This is a genomic window from Candidatus Sarmatiella mevalonica (genome assembly GCF_016751895.1).
Taxonomy (GTDB): Bacteria; Pseudomonadota; Alphaproteobacteria; order Rickettsiales; family Rickettsiaceae; genus Sarmatiella; species Sarmatiella mevalonica.
In genome coordinates this window covers 1-17,803 of the sequence record NZ_JACVVM010000023.1, presented here as the reverse complement: position 1 = coordinate 17,803, position 17,803 = coordinate 1, and the positions used below count along the sequence as shown (strand labels likewise).

At 38.2% G+C, this 17,803-nt stretch carries 10 protein-coding genes, 2 tRNA genes and 1 other RNA gene; 5 read left to right on the top strand and 8 right to left on the bottom strand.

What is annotated here, in order from left to right:
- Positions 1-534: 534 nt before the first annotated feature.
- The 6 genes from rpoC to ileS form a co-directional block, all read right to left on the bottom strand.
- Positions 535-4,656, bottom strand: a complete 4,122-nt coding sequence (gene rpoC, locus Sarmat_RS02995; RefSeq protein WP_202149357.1) for a DNA-directed RNA polymerase subunit beta' — start codon at positions 4,654-4,656, stop codon at positions 535-537.
- 403 nt (positions 4,657-5,059) lie between these two features.
- Positions 5,060-9,181, bottom strand: a complete 4,122-nt coding sequence (gene rpoB, locus Sarmat_RS02990) for a DNA-directed RNA polymerase subunit beta (RefSeq protein ID WP_202149356.1) — start codon at positions 9,179-9,181, stop codon at positions 5,060-5,062.
- 783 nt (positions 9,182-9,964) lie between these two features.
- Positions 9,965-10,040: transfer RNA gene (locus tag Sarmat_RS02985), tRNA-Val, on the bottom strand.
- A 111-nt stretch (positions 10,041-10,151) separates the two neighbouring features.
- A tRNA-Phe gene (locus Sarmat_RS02980) sits at positions 10,152-10,227 on the bottom strand.
- 153 nt (positions 10,228-10,380) lie between these two features.
- Positions 10,381-10,921: RNase P RNA component class A (gene rnpB, locus Sarmat_RS02975), an RNA gene on the bottom strand.
- A gap of 45 nt (positions 10,922-10,966) precedes the next feature.
- The gene (ileS, locus tag Sarmat_RS02970; protein WP_202149355.1) at positions 10,967-14,209 is read right to left on the bottom strand and encodes an isoleucine--tRNA ligase; all 3,243 of its coding nucleotides are present in this window, start codon (positions 14,207-14,209) and stop codon (positions 10,967-10,969) included.
- 129 nt (positions 14,210-14,338) lie between these two features.
- Between ileS and Sarmat_RS02965 the strand changes: the two genes are divergently transcribed.
- The 3 genes from Sarmat_RS02965 (at position 14,339) to Sarmat_RS02955 (ending at position 16,567) form a co-directional block, all read left to right on the top strand.
- Positions 14,339-14,965: a hypothetical protein gene (locus Sarmat_RS02965; protein ID WP_202149354.1), complete on the top strand. Its 627-nt coding sequence runs from the start codon at positions 14,339-14,341 to the stop codon at positions 14,963-14,965.
- A gap of 37 nt (positions 14,966-15,002) precedes the next feature.
- Complete coding sequence (locus Sarmat_RS02960; protein WP_202149353.1) at positions 15,003-16,250, top strand: cysteine desulfurase family protein; 1,248 nt, start codon at positions 15,003-15,005, stop codon at positions 16,248-16,250.
- 122 nt (positions 16,251-16,372) lie between these two features.
- The gene (locus Sarmat_RS02955) at positions 16,373-16,567 is read left to right on the top strand and encodes a hypothetical protein (RefSeq protein WP_202149352.1); all 195 of its coding nucleotides are present in this window, start codon (positions 16,373-16,375) and stop codon (positions 16,565-16,567) included.
- A 128-nt stretch (positions 16,568-16,695) separates the two neighbouring features.
- On the opposite strand, the gene Sarmat_RS02950 is transcribed toward Sarmat_RS02955, so the two are convergent.
- On the bottom strand, positions 16,696-16,974 hold the full coding sequence (locus Sarmat_RS02950; RefSeq protein WP_202149351.1) for a hypothetical protein: 279 nt from the start codon (positions 16,972-16,974) through the stop codon (positions 16,696-16,698).
- Between the two features lie 144 nt (positions 16,975-17,118).
- On the opposite strand from Sarmat_RS02950, the gene Sarmat_RS02945 reads away from it, so the two are divergent.
- A complete protein-coding gene (locus Sarmat_RS02945) occupies positions 17,119-17,262 on the top strand; it encodes a hypothetical protein (protein WP_202149350.1) in 144 nt (47 codons plus the stop codon).
- A 2-nt stretch (positions 17,263-17,264) separates the two neighbouring features.
- Entirely contained in the window at positions 17,265-17,402 is a 138-nt protein-coding gene (locus Sarmat_RS02940) for a transposase (RefSeq protein WP_202149349.1), read from the top strand.
- Between the two features lie 84 nt (positions 17,403-17,486).
- Here the strand turns inward: Sarmat_RS02940 and Sarmat_RS02935 are convergent.
- The coding region (locus Sarmat_RS02935; protein WP_202149207.1) for a transposase at positions 17,487-17,803 on the bottom strand (317 nt) is incomplete at its 5' end.

Here is a 17,803-nt window from a genome sequence, read left to right as displayed (position 1 = left end):
AAAATATACCATCCCATAAACGTCTGGCATCCCTAGGGGGCGGCCTGCCTTGTTTCCCCCTTCTTTTGTAAATTATCTTTTCGACTACGGCCCATTCTTCATCTGTTAAATCACTCGTATAGCTCGTTGACATCTCATATCCTCCCTTTGATGCCAATCATAACGATGTCCCTCCAATACTTCAACCTTTTGCGTGACTGGTTCTAATTTGTAGTAGCCGTATGTAAGATCAAATCTTGACTTGCACATGTTCACTGATCAAATCTTCAATACACACCTGCGACCTTTTTATATGATCTTAGTTACAATAGTCTATGAAAGAATTTAAACGCATAATCACGCAAATTAAAATTTATTTTAATTTTAGTATAATTCTAAAATCATGAATTCATCATCTAATTGCAAACTACGGTGTAATCTCTCATCTCGATCGTAAAGGGTACAAACCACGCTTTTGAATTCATAAAATATTTACTCACATTACTCTATCATCATCCATTACTCAGAAATAGCATGATACAAGATCACTCATCATCATAGTGACCAAGCGGAATGGCGCGAGTGGTTTGCTTCAGCCAAAGCATCAAGCTTCCTTGCCTCCTGTTTATATTTATTTAAACTAGCGCCAGTGCCAATTGGTATAAATCTACCACATATCACATTCTCTTTCACTCCTTCCAAATAATCAATTTTACCAGCGATGGCAGCTTCAGTTAGCACTTTTGTAGTTTCTTGGAAAGAAGCTGCTGAAATGAATGATTGAGTATTTAATGAAGCTCTGGTAATACCTTGCAACACCTCTTTACCAACAGCTGGCTTTTTACCAGATGCCATTACTGCGTCATTTATTTGCGCTAGCTCTATTTTATCTAACACATCACCTGGCGCAAGATTTGTGTTACCAGGATCAACAACCTCCACCTTGCGCAGCATTTGCGTAATCACTACTTCTATGTGTTTATCATCAATTCTCACGCCCTGCAATCGATACACAGCCTGCACTTCCTGAGTTATATGTTCGGCCAAAGCTATCACGCCCATAGTCGCTAAAATATCTTGAGGTGCAGGACTACCATCAATTATCACATCACCCTTTTGCAAAATATCCCTATCTTGCACCAAAATATTTCGTCCCTTAGGCACCATATATTCTACAGGATCACCACCATCTAATGGATGGAGGAAGATGCAACGCTTAGTTTTATAGCTCTTGTGGAATTCAATGCGCCCAGCAACTGATGCGATGATAGAATGATCTTTTGGTTTTCTAGCCTCAAATAAATCAGCAACTCTAGGCAAGCCACCAGTAATATCTTTTGTTTTAGCAGATTCTCGCGGTATCCTCGCCATGACATCACCAGCATTTACAACCGCACCTTCTTCTAGTAATAAAACTGTACCAGAATGCAATTCATACCTCGCTTCCAAACCATTTGGAAGATGCAAAACATTACCATTTTCATCTATCAAATGTATACTAGGCTTAAGCTCAATTCCTCTCAGGTATTGTTTAGATTCTGTAATAACTCTACTAGTTAAGCCAGTAGAATCATCCACAATATCCTTGGCCGTAGTGCCGTCTATCATATCAGAAAAAACTATCCTGCCAGAAACTTCCGCAATCACTGGTATGTTATAAGAATCCCAGTCAGCAATACTCTGACCACGCTCAATACTCTGACCATCCTGCACATGAATTTTTGCACCATAAGGTAGCTTATAACGCGCATTCTCCAAATCCTTGTCATCCAGTATCATCACCTCACATGACCTACTCATTACTATCATATGCCCGTGCGAATCCTTTGCGATATTTAAATTAGATACCTTTACTCTACCAGGATAGTTTGCTTCTATAAAAGATGACTCCGTGCCCTTAGTCGCAGCTCCACCAATATGGAAAGTTCTGAGAGTAAGCTGAGTACCAGGTTCGCCAATAGATTGAGCCGCAATCACCCCCACTGCCTCTCCAACAGATACAAGTTTGCCACTAGCTAGATCTCTGCCGTAACATTTAGCGCAAGTACCACCAATTACCCTACAGGTAAGCACCGATCTAACAGACACAACATGTATACCATGTTGGTCAATGATGCGAGCCTGATGCTCATCTAGCAATTCGTTTTTTTGGATTAACACTTCTTGTGTCTGTGGACATAAAACATCTTTTGCTAATACACGTCCCAGGGCGCGTTCCGACAATGACACTACAATTTCGCCACTATCTATCACAGCCCTCATGTCAATACTTTTAGTAGTTCCACAATCATACTCTACTATGCCATAATCTTGCGCAACATCTACTAATCTCCTAGTTAAATATCCAGAATTTGCAGTTTTTAACGCTGTATCAGCAAGTCCTTTTCTAGCGCCATGAGTAGAATTAAAATACTCTAAAACTGTTAAGCCTTCCTTGAGATTCGAGATAATCGGCGTTTCAATAATCTCGCCTGATGGTTTGGTCATCAACCCTCTCATTCCGCTTAATTGTTTAATTTGCGTAGCAGATCCTCTTGCGCCAGAGTGCGCCATCATATATATGGAATTGATTTGAGAAGAATCGGAGCCTTTTGCGATACTCTGCATCATATCAGCAGCTACTTTTTCACCACAGCTAGACCAAGCATCAATAATTTTGTTATAACGCTCACCTTGAGTAATAATACCATCGTTATACTGTTGCTCAAATTCCTTTACTTCACCCAAAGTTTGAGTGATATGTTTGGTTTTGGTTTCTGGAATTACCATATCATCAATGCCAAATGAAACTGCGGCGCGAGTTGCATGCCTCATACCAAAGCTCATAAGCCTATCAGCGAATAATGCAGTCTCTTTCTGTTTACAATATCTATAAACAGTATCTACAACTTTAGTGATATCTTTCTTAGTGAGTAGTTTATTTACTAAATCTATTGTAATATTCTCATGCTGCGGTAATAACTGGAATATCATGAGTCTACCTGGCGTAGTTTCTATTATTCTAGTGCTACCATCAGCACTCCTCATTCGATAAGAAATTTTACTATGCAAGGTAACATATTGGTTAAACAACGCATATTCTATTTCATACATACTACCAAACATCATTCCAGTGCCTATAGCATCTTTCACAATCCTACTTAAATCATATATACCAAGCACTATATCTTTATCTGGCACTATAATCGGTTTGCCATTAGCAGGACTTAAGATGTTGTTAGTAGACATCATAAGAACTCTAGCCTCAATTTGAGCTTCTAGTGAAAGAGGTACGTGTACAGCCATCTGATCTCCATCAAAATCAGCATTGAAAGCCGCGCATACTAAAGGATGCAACTGTATAGCTTTACCTTCAATAAGCAATGGTTCAAAAGCTTGAATACCAAGTCTATGTAAAGTTGGAGCGCGATTGAGTAATATTGGATGTTGTTTAATTACTTCTTCTAGCACATCCCACACCTCAGCTTTTTCCATTTCAACCATTCTTTTTGCATAGCGCAAATTTGGCGCTATTCCTTTCAATTCTAATTTAGAATAAACAAATGGTTTAAAAAGCTCTAATGCCATTTTCTTAGGTAAACCGCACTGATGTAGCTTTAACTCAGGACCAACTACAATCACAGAACGTCCAGAATAGTCTACCCTTTTACCTAATAAATTCTGACGGAAACGACCTTGCTTACCCTTCAGCATATCGCTTAGAGATTTGATAGGTTTTTTGCCATTGTTTTTAAATACTCTACCGCGTCTACCATTATCAAATAAAGCATCCACCACTTCTTGCAACATTCTTTTTTCATTACGTATTACAATTTGAGGAGCCTTGAGTTCTTTAAATCTACGCAAACGATTATTCCTATTAATGGCCCTACGATAAAGATCATTCAAGTCTGAAGCGACATATCTACCACCATTTAGCGGAACCAATGGTCTCAGCTCTGGCGGAAGCACAGGCAATACTGTCATTACCATCCACTCCGGTTTGTTCCCAGATTTAATAAAATCTTCTACTAATTTCAATCTCTTCAGGGCCTTTTTTTTCTTTGTATCAGATGGCGAACTGTCTATAGATTCACGTAGACACCTAGCAAGTTGCACAAGATCTAACTCCTTCAACAAGAATTGTATCGCCTCTGTGCCAGATATCGTGCTAAACGCATTATCTCCATATTCATCTTGCATGCTATTTAACTCCGATTCCGAAATCAAAGATAAGTTCTGTAAGGTAGTAAGCCCAGGATCCGTTACCACATGCAACTCATACACCATAATCCTTTCCAAATCTTTCATGGCGATGTCAAGCAAAATGCTAATTTTAGATGGTAGTGATCTTAAAAACCAAACATGCACAACGGGGGCAGCGAGCTCTATATGCCCCATACGCTCTCTACGCACCTTTGCTAAGGTTACCTCTACTCCGCACTTATCGCATATCACTCCTTTATATTTAATTTTCTTATACTTGCCGCACAGACACTCATAATCTTTAATTGGTCCGAAAATTTTAGCGCAAAACAAACCATCTCGCTCAGGTTTAAAAGTACGATAATTAATAGTTTCTGGTTTAGTTACCTCACCAAATGACCATTTTCTGATTTCTTCAGGGCTAGCAATGCTAATTCTAATACGATCAAAGTCGTGAGTATCCTGCTCTGATTTATCATGCGAAATATTCATTTTATACATAATGCTTCTGTTTTTCGTGTTGTAATTACAAAATATTAGTTACTTAATTCGACTATCTTTCAAAACTATATAACAAACTATTCTCTAGTCCGTTCATCATTAAACCTCTTGCAAAACTCTACTCCCAATGACAACCGCGACGTTGCTCTTCGACTTGAGGTATTTCGCTTAACTTTCATGCGCGCTCCAAGTCTTGCGCTTCCTACACACCATGCATTTGCTTTCTATGAGTGAGTTCAAAAGAGGCTTATTAAACTTCTCTGCGCACCTTTCCCCTAATAACAACTGTAGCGCGTTTTTTAACTCAAAACCTACACTTCATCATGCATATCCGAACATTCGCGCCCTAACGTCTCTTTGCATACACTTTAGTGAACGATTATGCAGGAATAATCTATTCTAGGTTTATAGGACATTGATACACCTTGCGCTCTGACTGCTCTAAATCTCCATTTTCTAGACCCATATTAAGAGCTAACGCTCTTATCTCTCCAAGCATCACTCCAAATGAACCAGGAGTGCCGTATTCATCAAAGGAGTATTCTCCAGCAATGATACGACGATATATTTTGACCCTACCATCCGGACTATCTGATTTTACTGTTAGCATCTCACGCAAGATACGGCTAGCACCGTATGCTTGAAATGCCCAGCATTCCATCTCTCCAACTCTCTGTCCACCAAAATGGGCTTTACCTCCCAATGGTTGCTGAGTTACGAGACTATAAGGCCCAATAGATCTGGCGTGAATCTTATCATCTACAAGATGATGCAACTTGAGTAAATAATTATACCCCACAGTCACTGGACGATCAAAATATTCTCCAGTTCTACCATCTATTAGTCTCACCTGAGCGCTTTGATCTTGTTCAGCTAACTCAAGCATTTGTTTAATATCAGAAATTTTCGCGCCATCAAATACTGGCGTTGCACAATATACGCCACTCCTAGAATCGTAGCATAAATTTAATAATTCTTGATCAGATAAAGTGTCCACATCAATATTAGCGGAATTTTTATGATAAAGCTGCCTCAGGAATTCTTTAACCTGTTCCAACTCTATTTCGGATTTACGGTACGACTGAAGCATGCGATCCATTTTTACCCCTAAGCTCTTTAAAGCCCAGCCCAAGTGAGTTTCTAAAATTTGCCCAATATTCATGCGTGAAGGAAGGCCTAGAGGATTTAAAATGATATCTATCACCGTGCCATCTTCTAAATAAGGCATATCTTCAACTGGTACTATCCTAGAAACTACACCTTTATTACCGTGTCTACCAGCCATTTTATCTCCCGCCTGCAACTTGTGTTTTGTTGCAACGAAGACTTTTACCACTTTTAGTGCACCACTAGGTAAATCATCCCCACTACGTATCTTCTCTACTTTTTGGTTAAAATTATCTTTAAGTTTATTCGCTTGCTCTTCATAACTTGTCCGTGCGTGCTGAATAAGCTTACTCACTTCCTCTGATTGTACCTGAATGTGAAAAACTTGCGTTTTAGAAAGAGAATTAATGAATGTCTCATCCAATGCCTTACCCACCTCTACATTTTTAAGCCCAGCAATGTAAACCTGTTGAGCCAATAACCGCTTAATGCGTTTAATAGTAAAAGATTCGAGGATATGAATTTGATCATCTCTATCTCTGGCAAGAGATGCTATCTGTTGAAGCTCAATCATCTGAGCCCGTTCATCTTTATCAACGCCACGACGCACAAAAACTCTTACTTCCACTACTGTACCATAAATACCAGGAGGTACATGCAGAGAGGAATCCTTAACGTCGGCAGCCTTCTCTCCAAAAATCGCCCGTAATAACTTCTCTTCTGGAGTCACTAAAGATTCACTCTTAGGAGTCACCTTACCAACTAAAACATCGCCAGGCTTCACTTCTGCTCCTATATACACTATACCCGTCTCGTCAAGTTGTCTGAGGTTTTCTTCACTTGCATTAGGTATATCACGGGTAATCTCTTCTGGTCCTAATCTAGTATCTCGTGCTATCACCTCAAATTCCTCTATATGAATTGAAGTATATACATCCTCTTTTACAATACGCTCTGAAATAACGATAGAATCTTCAAAGGTGTATCCATTCCACGGCAAAAACGCCACTAGAATATTCTTGCCAAGAGCAATCTCTCCTCTCTCTGTACTTGGTCCATCTGCTAATATATCTCCGACTTTTACAATTTGTCCCACGCGCACCAATGGTTTTTGATTAATGCACGTGTTATGGTTTGATTTGCGAAATTTAGACAAGTTATATACATCTACCGCATCTTTTAAATGATCTTGATCTACATAGCTTACAATAATTCTTGTAGCATCCACATATTCCACCACACCATCATGCAATGCAACCACGGATGTACCAGAATCCTTAGCCACGGTATGTTCTATCCCCGTACCTACTATCGGTGCTTCGCTACGAAGCAAGGGGACGGCTTGCCTTTGCATGTTAGAACCCATTAAAGCTCTGTTCGCATCATCATTTTCTAAAAATGGAATCATTGAAGTCGCAACCGAAACGACTTGCATAGGAGCTACGTCCACAAAATCTACTTCGCACGGCGGAACTTTTACAAAATCTCCATTATCTATTCGACAATTTACCAAATCCTCTATAATTTTGTTTTGTTCATCTACTCGCACATTAGCTTGACCAATTTTATATCTAGCTTCATCATCTGCAGAAAGATAGTATACCTCATCAGTAATCACGCCATCGACTACTTTGCGATATGGGCTTTCTATAAAACCATATTTATTTGTACGTGCAAAAATAGCCATAGAGTTAATCAACCCAATATTCTGACCTTCCGGCGTTTCTACTGGGCAAATTCTACCATAATGAGTGGGATGTACGTCTCTAGCTTCAAATGCCGCTCTATCTCTACTCAAGCCTCCCGGGCCCAAGGCAGACATTCTTCTCTTATGAGTTACTTCAGACAGTGGATTTGTTTGATCCATAAACTGAGAAGACTGGGAAGTGCCAAAGAATTCTTTTAAAACAGCTACCAATAGTTTAGGATTTACCAAATCATTAGGCATCAGCAAATCTACCTCAGTATTAGACATCTTTTCCACTACAGATCGCCCCATACGCAACACACCAAGCCTAAATTGATTCTCAACTAACTCTCCCGCAGAGCGCAGCCTTCTGTTGCCTAAGTTATCTATATCATCAATCTTGCCTCTCCCATCCTTCAGATCCATTAGAGCTTTAATGATGTCTTTAATATCCGCATGAGTTAATACCGTAGTACTTTCCGGTATATCCAAATTCAATCTTTTGTTGGTTTTGATTCTACCAACCGCAGATAAATCATATCTATCATGGTCAAAAAACAAACTATGTAATAAAGCTCTACCAGCATCAGGTGTAGCGGGCTCGCCAGGACGCATGACCTTAAAAATTTCAGTTAATGCAGCTGAAGAATCTTGAGTTTTATCAGCAAACATTGTATTACGCAAATATGGCTCAGACTGAGCGCTCAGCGCTAATACTTCAACTTTTTTTAATCCTAATTTTAAAATGACTTTGGTAATATCTTGATTAATAATCTGTCCAACCGTGGTTAAAACTTCGTTGGTTCGACTATCTACTAAATCTTGAGCCAAGAACTTGCCCTCTAGCTCTTCAATTTGGGCGATAATTTTAGTTACTCCTTGATCGGACAGTCTTTTAATAATCTTAGGAGTCATTCTATTACCGGCAGATAGCAATAGCTCCCCATTTCTCGCGTCTATTAAATCATATCCTAGCTTCTGATTTTTAAACAAATCAGGTATAAAATCAACCGTCCATTTGCCATCTATCAATTCATATGCCATCTTAGGATAGAAATAAGATATTATGTCATTATTCGACATACCAAGCGCCTTAAGTAAAACAGTTGCATACATTTTGCGCTTACGATCAATCCTAAAAAATAAAATATCCCTAGTGTCAAATTCAAAATCTATCCATGAACCTCTATGAGGTATTATTCTAGCAAAATATAGGAGCTTGCCTGAGGCATGATTTTTGCCATTATCATGATAAAAAAACACCCCGGCAGATCTATGCAGTTGAGATACTATTACTCTCTCAGTACCATTAATAATAAAAGTACCACTTTCCGTCATTAAAGGTACATCGCCAATATACACCTCTTGCTCTTTGATACTTTTTACTCCTCTAGCCTGCGTAACAGGGTCAATAGACCAAATAGTAAGCCTCAATAACGCTTTTAATGGAGCGTAATAAGTAGTTTTTCTTTGTTTAGCTTCTTCTATATCATATTTAGACGGGCCAAATTCATACTTAACAAAATCTAATGTAGCTCTGTTATGTGGATCTGATATTGGAAAAACTGACTTAAGCACTTGTTGCACGCCAATGTCCAGCCTCTCTTCGCTATTCACTCCCATCTGCAAGAAAGTTTTCTGATAGGAAGTTTTTTGAATATCTATCAGGTTTGGAATTGCAAGGGCTATACTATTCTTTCCAAAATTTTTTCTAACACGCATATATTACTAAACACAACCTCTAATAAATTAATCACTCGAATAAAATTAAATAAATTTCTTACTCGCTTGGTTCTTTGCACCATCACTCCCGATCGTGTTCCTACAACCTTCTAAACCTCACAGGAAGCGAGTAAAAATATCTAACAATAAGCACATATAAGATATAACCTTTTATTACGCCGACACCCATTCTATTAGCGCAGTACCACTGATGCATTATAAAATAAGAGAAAAGATAGGTTTGCCGGATATAAGTAATAAAATATTAAAACAAAAGATATGATGGGCTATGCCCCGTAAAACAGAAACGCATCTACCAAATAAACGATAAAATAGGAGAGTTTTTTTTAGAGTAAGCGAAGTTCTTAAATGAATGACATGAAAGCTCTTGAAAAAGCTATCGATAAAACTCAACAGCTGAGCAAAAATACAGTAAATAACGCGCAGAACAAGTGCAACGTACACAGCAAAACTAAAATAAAATGTGTAGAACAGAGGGGCAGTCATTAACCACACGCTAAAAAGACTTACATACGTCACGCAAATAACCAAAACAGGCCTCTGAAGAGAGTATAGCTATTATAGAGGAAAGTCAATAGAGGAGCGAAAAATTGAGAGAATACAGAGCTCAATAGAAAAAATTTCACAGAAAACGTAAAAAATTGAGAGAATTTTATCAAAAACTCAAGAACTCGTTAAGAAGAACGAACAGAAAAGTATACAAAAAAGTATGAGATAGAAACATAAGAAGCAAAATTCTTAATATCACAACATTAAAGTTTATGGTGGGCGATGACAGACTCGAACTGCCGACCCCCTCGGTGTAAACGAGATGCTCTACCAACTGAGCTAATCGCCCAAAAACAAAATATTAAAAGGTTAGCATATTCTTATGCAAACGCGATAGTGATAGTATATAGCTTTGAATGTAAAGTCAATACCAAGACCGCTCACAACACTAAGGTATGCGTGGTGGCCAGAGCCGGGATCGAACCGGCGACACAAGGATTTTCAGTCCTTTGCTCTACCAACTGAGCTATCGAGCCATATATCATTAACACTTTCATTCAATACAAAATCACGATTTTTGTATAAACAAAACGAACCTGCTTTATAGCGCATAATAAAAATAAAAATGCACCCAACCGATAGTAAGACAAAAAGCATCTACAGTCAAGTACTAAAATTTATTTTATGATTAGAAGTTATAGCCTATAAGCCGGATTCTGTAAACTTTCGCAATCAGGGTGCAAACGCTGATTTCTGCCATTTCGCAGTTATTCATCTAGGATTAATGTTACCATTAACCTCAAGCAACCTACCCACACAACTCTCAGCCAAAAATATCTGATAAACCCATCCATGCCACTTCTAAAAGCAATCATGGCGATTTAACGTTCCTAAAAACGGTTGTATCTACTTGGTTTTGCTCCTAATGGGGTTTGTCTAAAGCGCGTCACTGTCACCAGAACGCCGGTGCGCTCTTACCGCACCATTTCACCCTTACTTCTATAATTAAACATTAATGAGCTACTTCATAAACTTATATCAAACATAAAAATATAAACTCTACAAAATTCCCATGCGATATTATAAAAGCGGTATTCTTTCTGTTACTACTTTCCCTGAACCTACCTTGAAGCAGGCCCGCTGGCCGTTAGCCAGCATTATCATTTTTGCGGAGTCCGGACTTTCCTCACAAGGCAATATTTCACCTTGCGCAACTGCGCAGCTACAACTTCAAGTTCGCATGGTAACACAAATTCATCTGACCCGCAATACGTCTTATTTAGATAGTACGGCTAAACCTAATTCAAGCTGACGCTCGCATATCTCAACTAGTTGCGATTGTAAACTATGTCGTGATATTCTCTCATCACCCGCTAGTAGAATCGTGCTTAAAGTTTGTTCTTCTATGAGTTGTTTATACATACTCACAGCACTCTCCACCTCCTCGTCTTTGCTCATGATAGCAAGATAAATTCTATCTTCGATCTGAAAATTTAAATTTTTTCTACTATGTTGCACCGCCCTAATCAAATCTCGCATCACGCCCTCCATATACAATTCATGCGTGATGTTTAAATCTAGCACAACCAAGCCATCATTTGAGGCATTCACCTTAATATTCTTAGCCCCATCTTTTGCTTCGGATAATAACTGCAGTTTATATTCAAACTCATCAGCAAGTAGAGTTTCTCCGGCTATCTTTAATTGCCCTTCCTCTACTTTCCACTCATCCTTCTTGACGCACGTAATAATGTCTTTAACTTTCTCTGGCAGCCTTTTACCTAGTTTATTAAAGTTAATGGCTACGTTATGCTTTGCATATTCCGCAATCTTATTTTCATACCTTATCTCTTTTACATTCACCTCCTCTTTTAAAATCTCTTCAAAATGCGCAAAATCATCTAAATGCTTCTGCACGATAGTCATGCAACTTAGCGGCTGACGCGTTCTAATATTTTGTTGATTTCTAATAAATAACGCGCTACTACAAATCTCCCTTACCTTATCCATCAATTCCATTCCATCATATTGGACTGGGTTTTGAATAGATGGAAATCGCTCTAAATGCACGCTTGTGCAAATTTGTTCCTTAAATGCGGCATTAGAATTTCTGAGATGTTGAGTTAAGCCTAAATATATTTCTTCAGCTAGCACAGGCACGAGCGATGCTATAGCTTTACTCATATTTAGTAGGCAATCATAAAGGGTGATATAAGCCGCTATCTTTGAATGAGACTTCTTGTCCGAGCTCCAAAAACGATTTCTTGTTCTGCGAATATACCAATTATTTAATACCTCAAAAAACTCCCCTATAGCATTATATGCAGCTTGTGTATCGAATTTATCTAAGGCATTTTTTATCCTCTCTATAGCATGCGCTAATTTAGATTGTATATACAAATCGATAGCTTCAAATTCAACGACTTGCCTATTTGAGTGCCGTGAGATAGAAAAACCATCAATGTTTGCATAAATTGTAAAAAAACTATATGCGTTCCAAATTGGTTTAATAAAAAGCCTTAAGGTGTCGTATATCAACTTCCCCTCTTTATCTATCAACAACTCCTCTCCCTTGGTTACGTTAGAAGATAACATTGCTACTCTTAACGAGTCGGAACCATATTGATCAAAAATTTCTAATGGATCAGTATAATTATTTAATCTTTTAGAAAGTTTTTGGCCCGTTGCATCCAAAATAACTCCATGACATATACAGTTTAAAAATGGTGGTTTGTCAAAGAGTGCTGTAGATAGCACCAGCAAAGTGTAAAACCACCCCCTAGTTTGAGCGGAATACTCTACTATAAAGTCTGCCGGAAAGTTATCTTCGAATAATTCTTTATTTTCGAATGGATAGTGCATCTGACCATAAGGCATAGATCCGCTTTCAAACCAACAATCAAACACATCCTCCACCCTTTTCATAACAGACTTTCCAGTAGGATCATCTGGGTTAGGGCGAGTTAAAGTGTCGATGAACGGCCTGTGCAAATCATCCACTTTCACACCAAAGTCTCTCTCTAGCTCCTCAATGCTACCGTAAACATCTATTCTTGGGTAATTAGGATCGCTCGAGCGCCATACTGGTATTGGAGTACCCCAAAAGCGATTTCTACTAATAGACCAATCTCTAGCATTTTCTATCCATTTACCAAACATACCATTTTTAATATGCCCAGGTATCCAATTAATTTGCTGGTTCAACTCAACCATTCTATCTCTAAAGGCAGTAACTTTTACATACCAAGAAGAAATGGCCTTATATATCAAAGGCGTATCTGTGCGCCAACAATGAGGGTAATTATGTAGATACTGTTCAGTTTTGATCCAATCACCATTTTCTTTAAGTTTTTTAATCACAGAATCATTAGCATCAAACACAAGCATGCCTTCAAAGTCATGCACTTGGTTAGTGAATTTACCTTGCGCATCCACCGGGCACACCACATCTATGCCATGCTCCTGGCACACCACTTGGTCATCTTCGCCAAACCCGGGAGCCATGTGCACTACACCAGTACCATCACCTTGAGTAACGAAGTCTGCGCAGAAAATTTGAAAGCTATTAGCGTGATCTGCAAAATAATTAAATAATGGTTTATAAGAAAGACCCACGAGCTGTTGTGCGCTAATGTCTATTACCTCATCTAGCTCAACATCAACACCTAAATCTTTAGAATATTTAGGTAAAGCAAATTTCGCTAAGATATAGCCAATACCATTTTTTATTACTAAAACATACTCAATGTCGGCACCCACTGCTAAAGCTAGATTAGAAGGTAAGGTCCACGGAGTGGTTGTCCAAGCTAAAACTTTATAGCTAGAACACTGCACTTGCTTATTTAAAACGGGTGGAGTGTTAAGAGTGAACGCTGTAACAACAGCCTTGTCTGCTCTCTGCCTATAAGCATTATCCATGCGTGTTTCAAAATTAGATAATGGCGTTTCGCAGGCCCACGAGTAAGGCATAACCCTTTTAGACTCATATATCAAACCCTTATCATAAAGTTGTTTAAAGACCCATAAAACTGACTCCATGAATGTTTTATCCATGGTTTTATATGAATTCTGAAAGTCCACCCATCTAGCTTGGCGCGTAACATATTGCTCCCACTGATCGGCATATTTCATCACTGATTTTTTACAATGTTCATTAAATCTATCTATACCAAAAGCAGTGATATTTAATTTACCAGAAAAACCTAACTCCTTCTCCGCACCCATCTCCGCCGGCAGGCCATGGCAGTCCCATCCAAAACGTCTAGCTACTTTCTTGCCTAACATGGTGTAGTATCTAGCATATACATCTTTAATAAAGCCCGTCAGAATATGGCCATAATGTGGCAATCCGTTGGCAAATGGGGGGCCATCGTAAAATACTGATACCCCCATCGCGCCACTTTGGTTAACTGACTTATTAAAAGTATCTTCTTTTTGCCAAAAGTTTAGAACTTTCTTTTCAATTTCAACAAGATTAGTTGTAGAATTAACTTCTGGATATAATTTTTGTTTGGACATAAAATAAAATGTGTTTTAAGATGAGCTGTGGCGCATTATGTTATGCCTAGCTTGATTTAAGACAAAAGTCCAATCAACTAAATAAAGTGTAAATTATATACTACTGATTTTTTATTTTCAAATACTCTCGTGTTAGATAACTTTATTAAAAATACTAGCAACGCGATTTTCTTTAAGTTCGCAATAACGGCAAATCTCATCATCACTCTTGTTATATTTATTTCTTATTTATCAAATAAACTTAATGATTATCAGGACAAAATAGATAGAATACAAAACGTACATTTTCAGGCACTCTCTAGCTTTGATGATATTTTGCACAATGATACTAGCGCAAGTAAGCTTAATAAAGATTTTAATGCGTTATTGAACTTCAATAAGATGGATGCTTATTTTAGCGCTCTTTCCATGCAGCTTACGACGCAAATAAAAGCCCAACATCTTGCCCGCGATTTAGAGATCTCATATACTCAATGCTATTTAGACCCTGAGTTAAGTAGACATAATAAAAACAGCGCAATCAACATACATCAACATAGAATTCAAATTAAATGCATCTTAAATGCCGCTGACCTATCTTCAGCTTTAGCATTAATAGATTCTATCTTACCTAAGAACACAGTGTATTATAAAATTTCTATTGATAATTTAAGCGTTATCACTCCAGAAAATATACATTATTTTGAATCTAATGCGATACATCGCAATAGTGTACAGTTATCTGTGCAAGCAATTCTCACCACCTTATACTTATAAATTTTATGAATTCATTCATAACATATAAAAACTATTTATGAATCACATCAGCATACCTGCGATAGTATATTTCGACCACAACTCAACCACCTCGCCAGAACCTGAAGTATTAGAGTTTTTTAATACCGTTGCATCTCATCCATTAAACCCATCTTCCATACACGCCATGGGTCGTTTTGCTAGCTCTTTGATAGAAAAAGCACGTAAGCAAATTCGGGAGGCTTGCTGTTTAGATAATCAATATAATGTATATTTCACATCTACTGGCACGGAAGCGAACAACTTATTGATGCATAACTTTCGCGCGTCAACGGTTTTTATCAGCGCTATAGAACACGCATCTCTCATGGTATATAAAGAGTATGGAGCGCATGTAATAAAGGTGGATAGCCAAGGCAAACTTAACTTGCAACATTTAGAGGATCTGCTGGCTTCTGCTAATAGACCTCTTCCGAAACTTGCTCAATCAGAGGCGATGCGAGGAGCAAATGAAAGCACAGAACTCCCAACACGCATGAAGTTCAGTGAGGATGCGAGTGTCAATGGCGATGGCAGAGCACTCACTCCCAAACTAGTATCCATTATGCTCGCTAATAATGAAACAGGTGTAGTGCAAGATCTTGAATCAATCTCAAAAATTACAAAAAAATTTAATGCTATACTACATACAGACGCATCTCAGGCATTAGGCAGAATTTCATTAGAAAATTTACGTTTTTGCGACTGTGTTACGGTATGCGGACACAAAATCGGCGGCATTTCTGGAGCGGCTGCGCTGGTTTGTAGAAAAAACATCATCATTAAGGCGCAAATCATTGGAGGCGGGCAAGAACAATACGCGCGCTCTGGTACAGAGAATGTGGTTGCAATCGGTGCTTTTGGTTTGGCAGCTTCAATCGTCAGCAAAACTCAGCAAGACAGGAAGATAATAGTGCAAACAATGCGTGATACTTTGGAAGAAAGGTTGTTAGAACTGAAACCAAATATCATAATAGCATCACGCCAAAGCCTAAGGTTGCCAAATACTAGCTTAATTATGATACCGGAATTCAGCGCACAAAGATTATTAATCGAACTAGATTTGCGCAAAATAGCAGTCAGCTCAGGTGCTGCATGTTCATCAGGTAAGGTGCAAAAGTCACATGTGCTAGAGGCTATGGGGTTCACGCAGGAGTTATTATCATGTGCTTTAAGAATTTCTTTATCACATAATAATAGTATGGAACATGTGAATTATTTTATTAAAAATCTTTCCGAGATCATTAGAGGGACTGTTGCGAGCTAAATAGAGCTTGAGATTTTGGCAAAGGCTTTATAATAGCTTTTATAAGCTTTGTAAGGTAATTACTATGTCAGCGAATCAGTATACAATAGACCTGTTGCGTAAGTGAGAATATTACTCCATATATGGCAATATCATACACAAAAATCAGGAAACATCCAAGAATTTTTTTAAGATTATTCGGCATTAGTTGCGAAGAATTTGATATTTTGCTAAAGAAACTTGAAGTATCATGGGCAAAGAAAGTCGTCAACAAATACAAGAGGCCTGGTAGGTTTTATGTTTGGGATCGATGTTTCAAGGGTATGCAGAATAATTAAAGCTTTGAAACGATTGGTCGCGAAGTTGGTTGCGATAGAAAAAAACGCACTCTAAGCTATGAAGAGACTGAACAGTTAATAGATGTAACGAAGCAAATAATTGAAAGGCCTAGCAAGAAACAAAGAGATTATTTTTCTGATAAGAAACGTAGGTACGCACTTAAGACTGAAATTAGAATAATGTTTAGTCCCAGTAAGAAATGGTTAGGATTAAGTATAAAATATTCAGGATGAATTGTCCACTGATTTAAAATAAATTGCCAAGGAGTTTTACCTTTGATAGCTTTCAGTCGTTTAGCGAAGTTATAAGCCATCAAATAAGCATGCAGATGCTGTTTCAGCTTATCATGAGATACATAATGGAAATTGTTTGCAGTTGCTTCTTTGAGAGTTCTGTTCCTGCCCATTAGTCCAAGGACGCTTGATCTTAGTCTTTTTATACTCTATCTGATGCTCATTGCAAACACGCTCAAATATATGAGTAAAAGTATTTTTATGATGATCGTGATTGGTAAATTAGACCTCTTTTGAAACTCGCTCATGATGAGCAAATGCGAGGAGTATACGAAGCACAGAGCCGCAGCGTACATGAAGTACGTGAGGACTTGCGCATCGACAGCGTCGCCACAGTTGCCATCAGGAGTAGAGTTAGGAAAGAGGTCTACTGCCTAAGTTACCGCAAAATAGTGTCATAGTTATGGATAATGCTACCTTTCATAAAGGAGCAGAAATGCATAAATCTATTACTGATTCCGGACATACCTTGCTTTATTTGCCACCTTATTCCCCAGATCTAAATCCCATTGAAAAAAATGAGCTCAGTCTAAACAAATAAGCAAAACTCTCGCTTGCTCAATTGATCAGCTTTTTCAACTCTATATCTCGTGATCTTTTTATACTGTCTTAGCTATATAGTAAATTAATTTGAGGTAGCGTATTTAAAAAAGAAAGATAACGAAGCAAAAAGACTCTGAAAGTCAGAAATTTTCTGCTTAACCCATCGCTTCATATTAGCCCAAAATTTCTCTATTGGGTTAAAATCAGGTGAATAAGGAGGAAGAAAAATTACCTTACAACCAACAGATTCAATGAGATCTTTTGTCTTTTGTGATCTATGAAATGCAGCGTTATCCATTATCACAACTTGCCCAGCTTTTAGCTCTTTGATCAAGAATTGCTCTACCCAGCTTTCGAATAGCTGGGTATTACATGAACCATTAAATACCATAGGAGCTA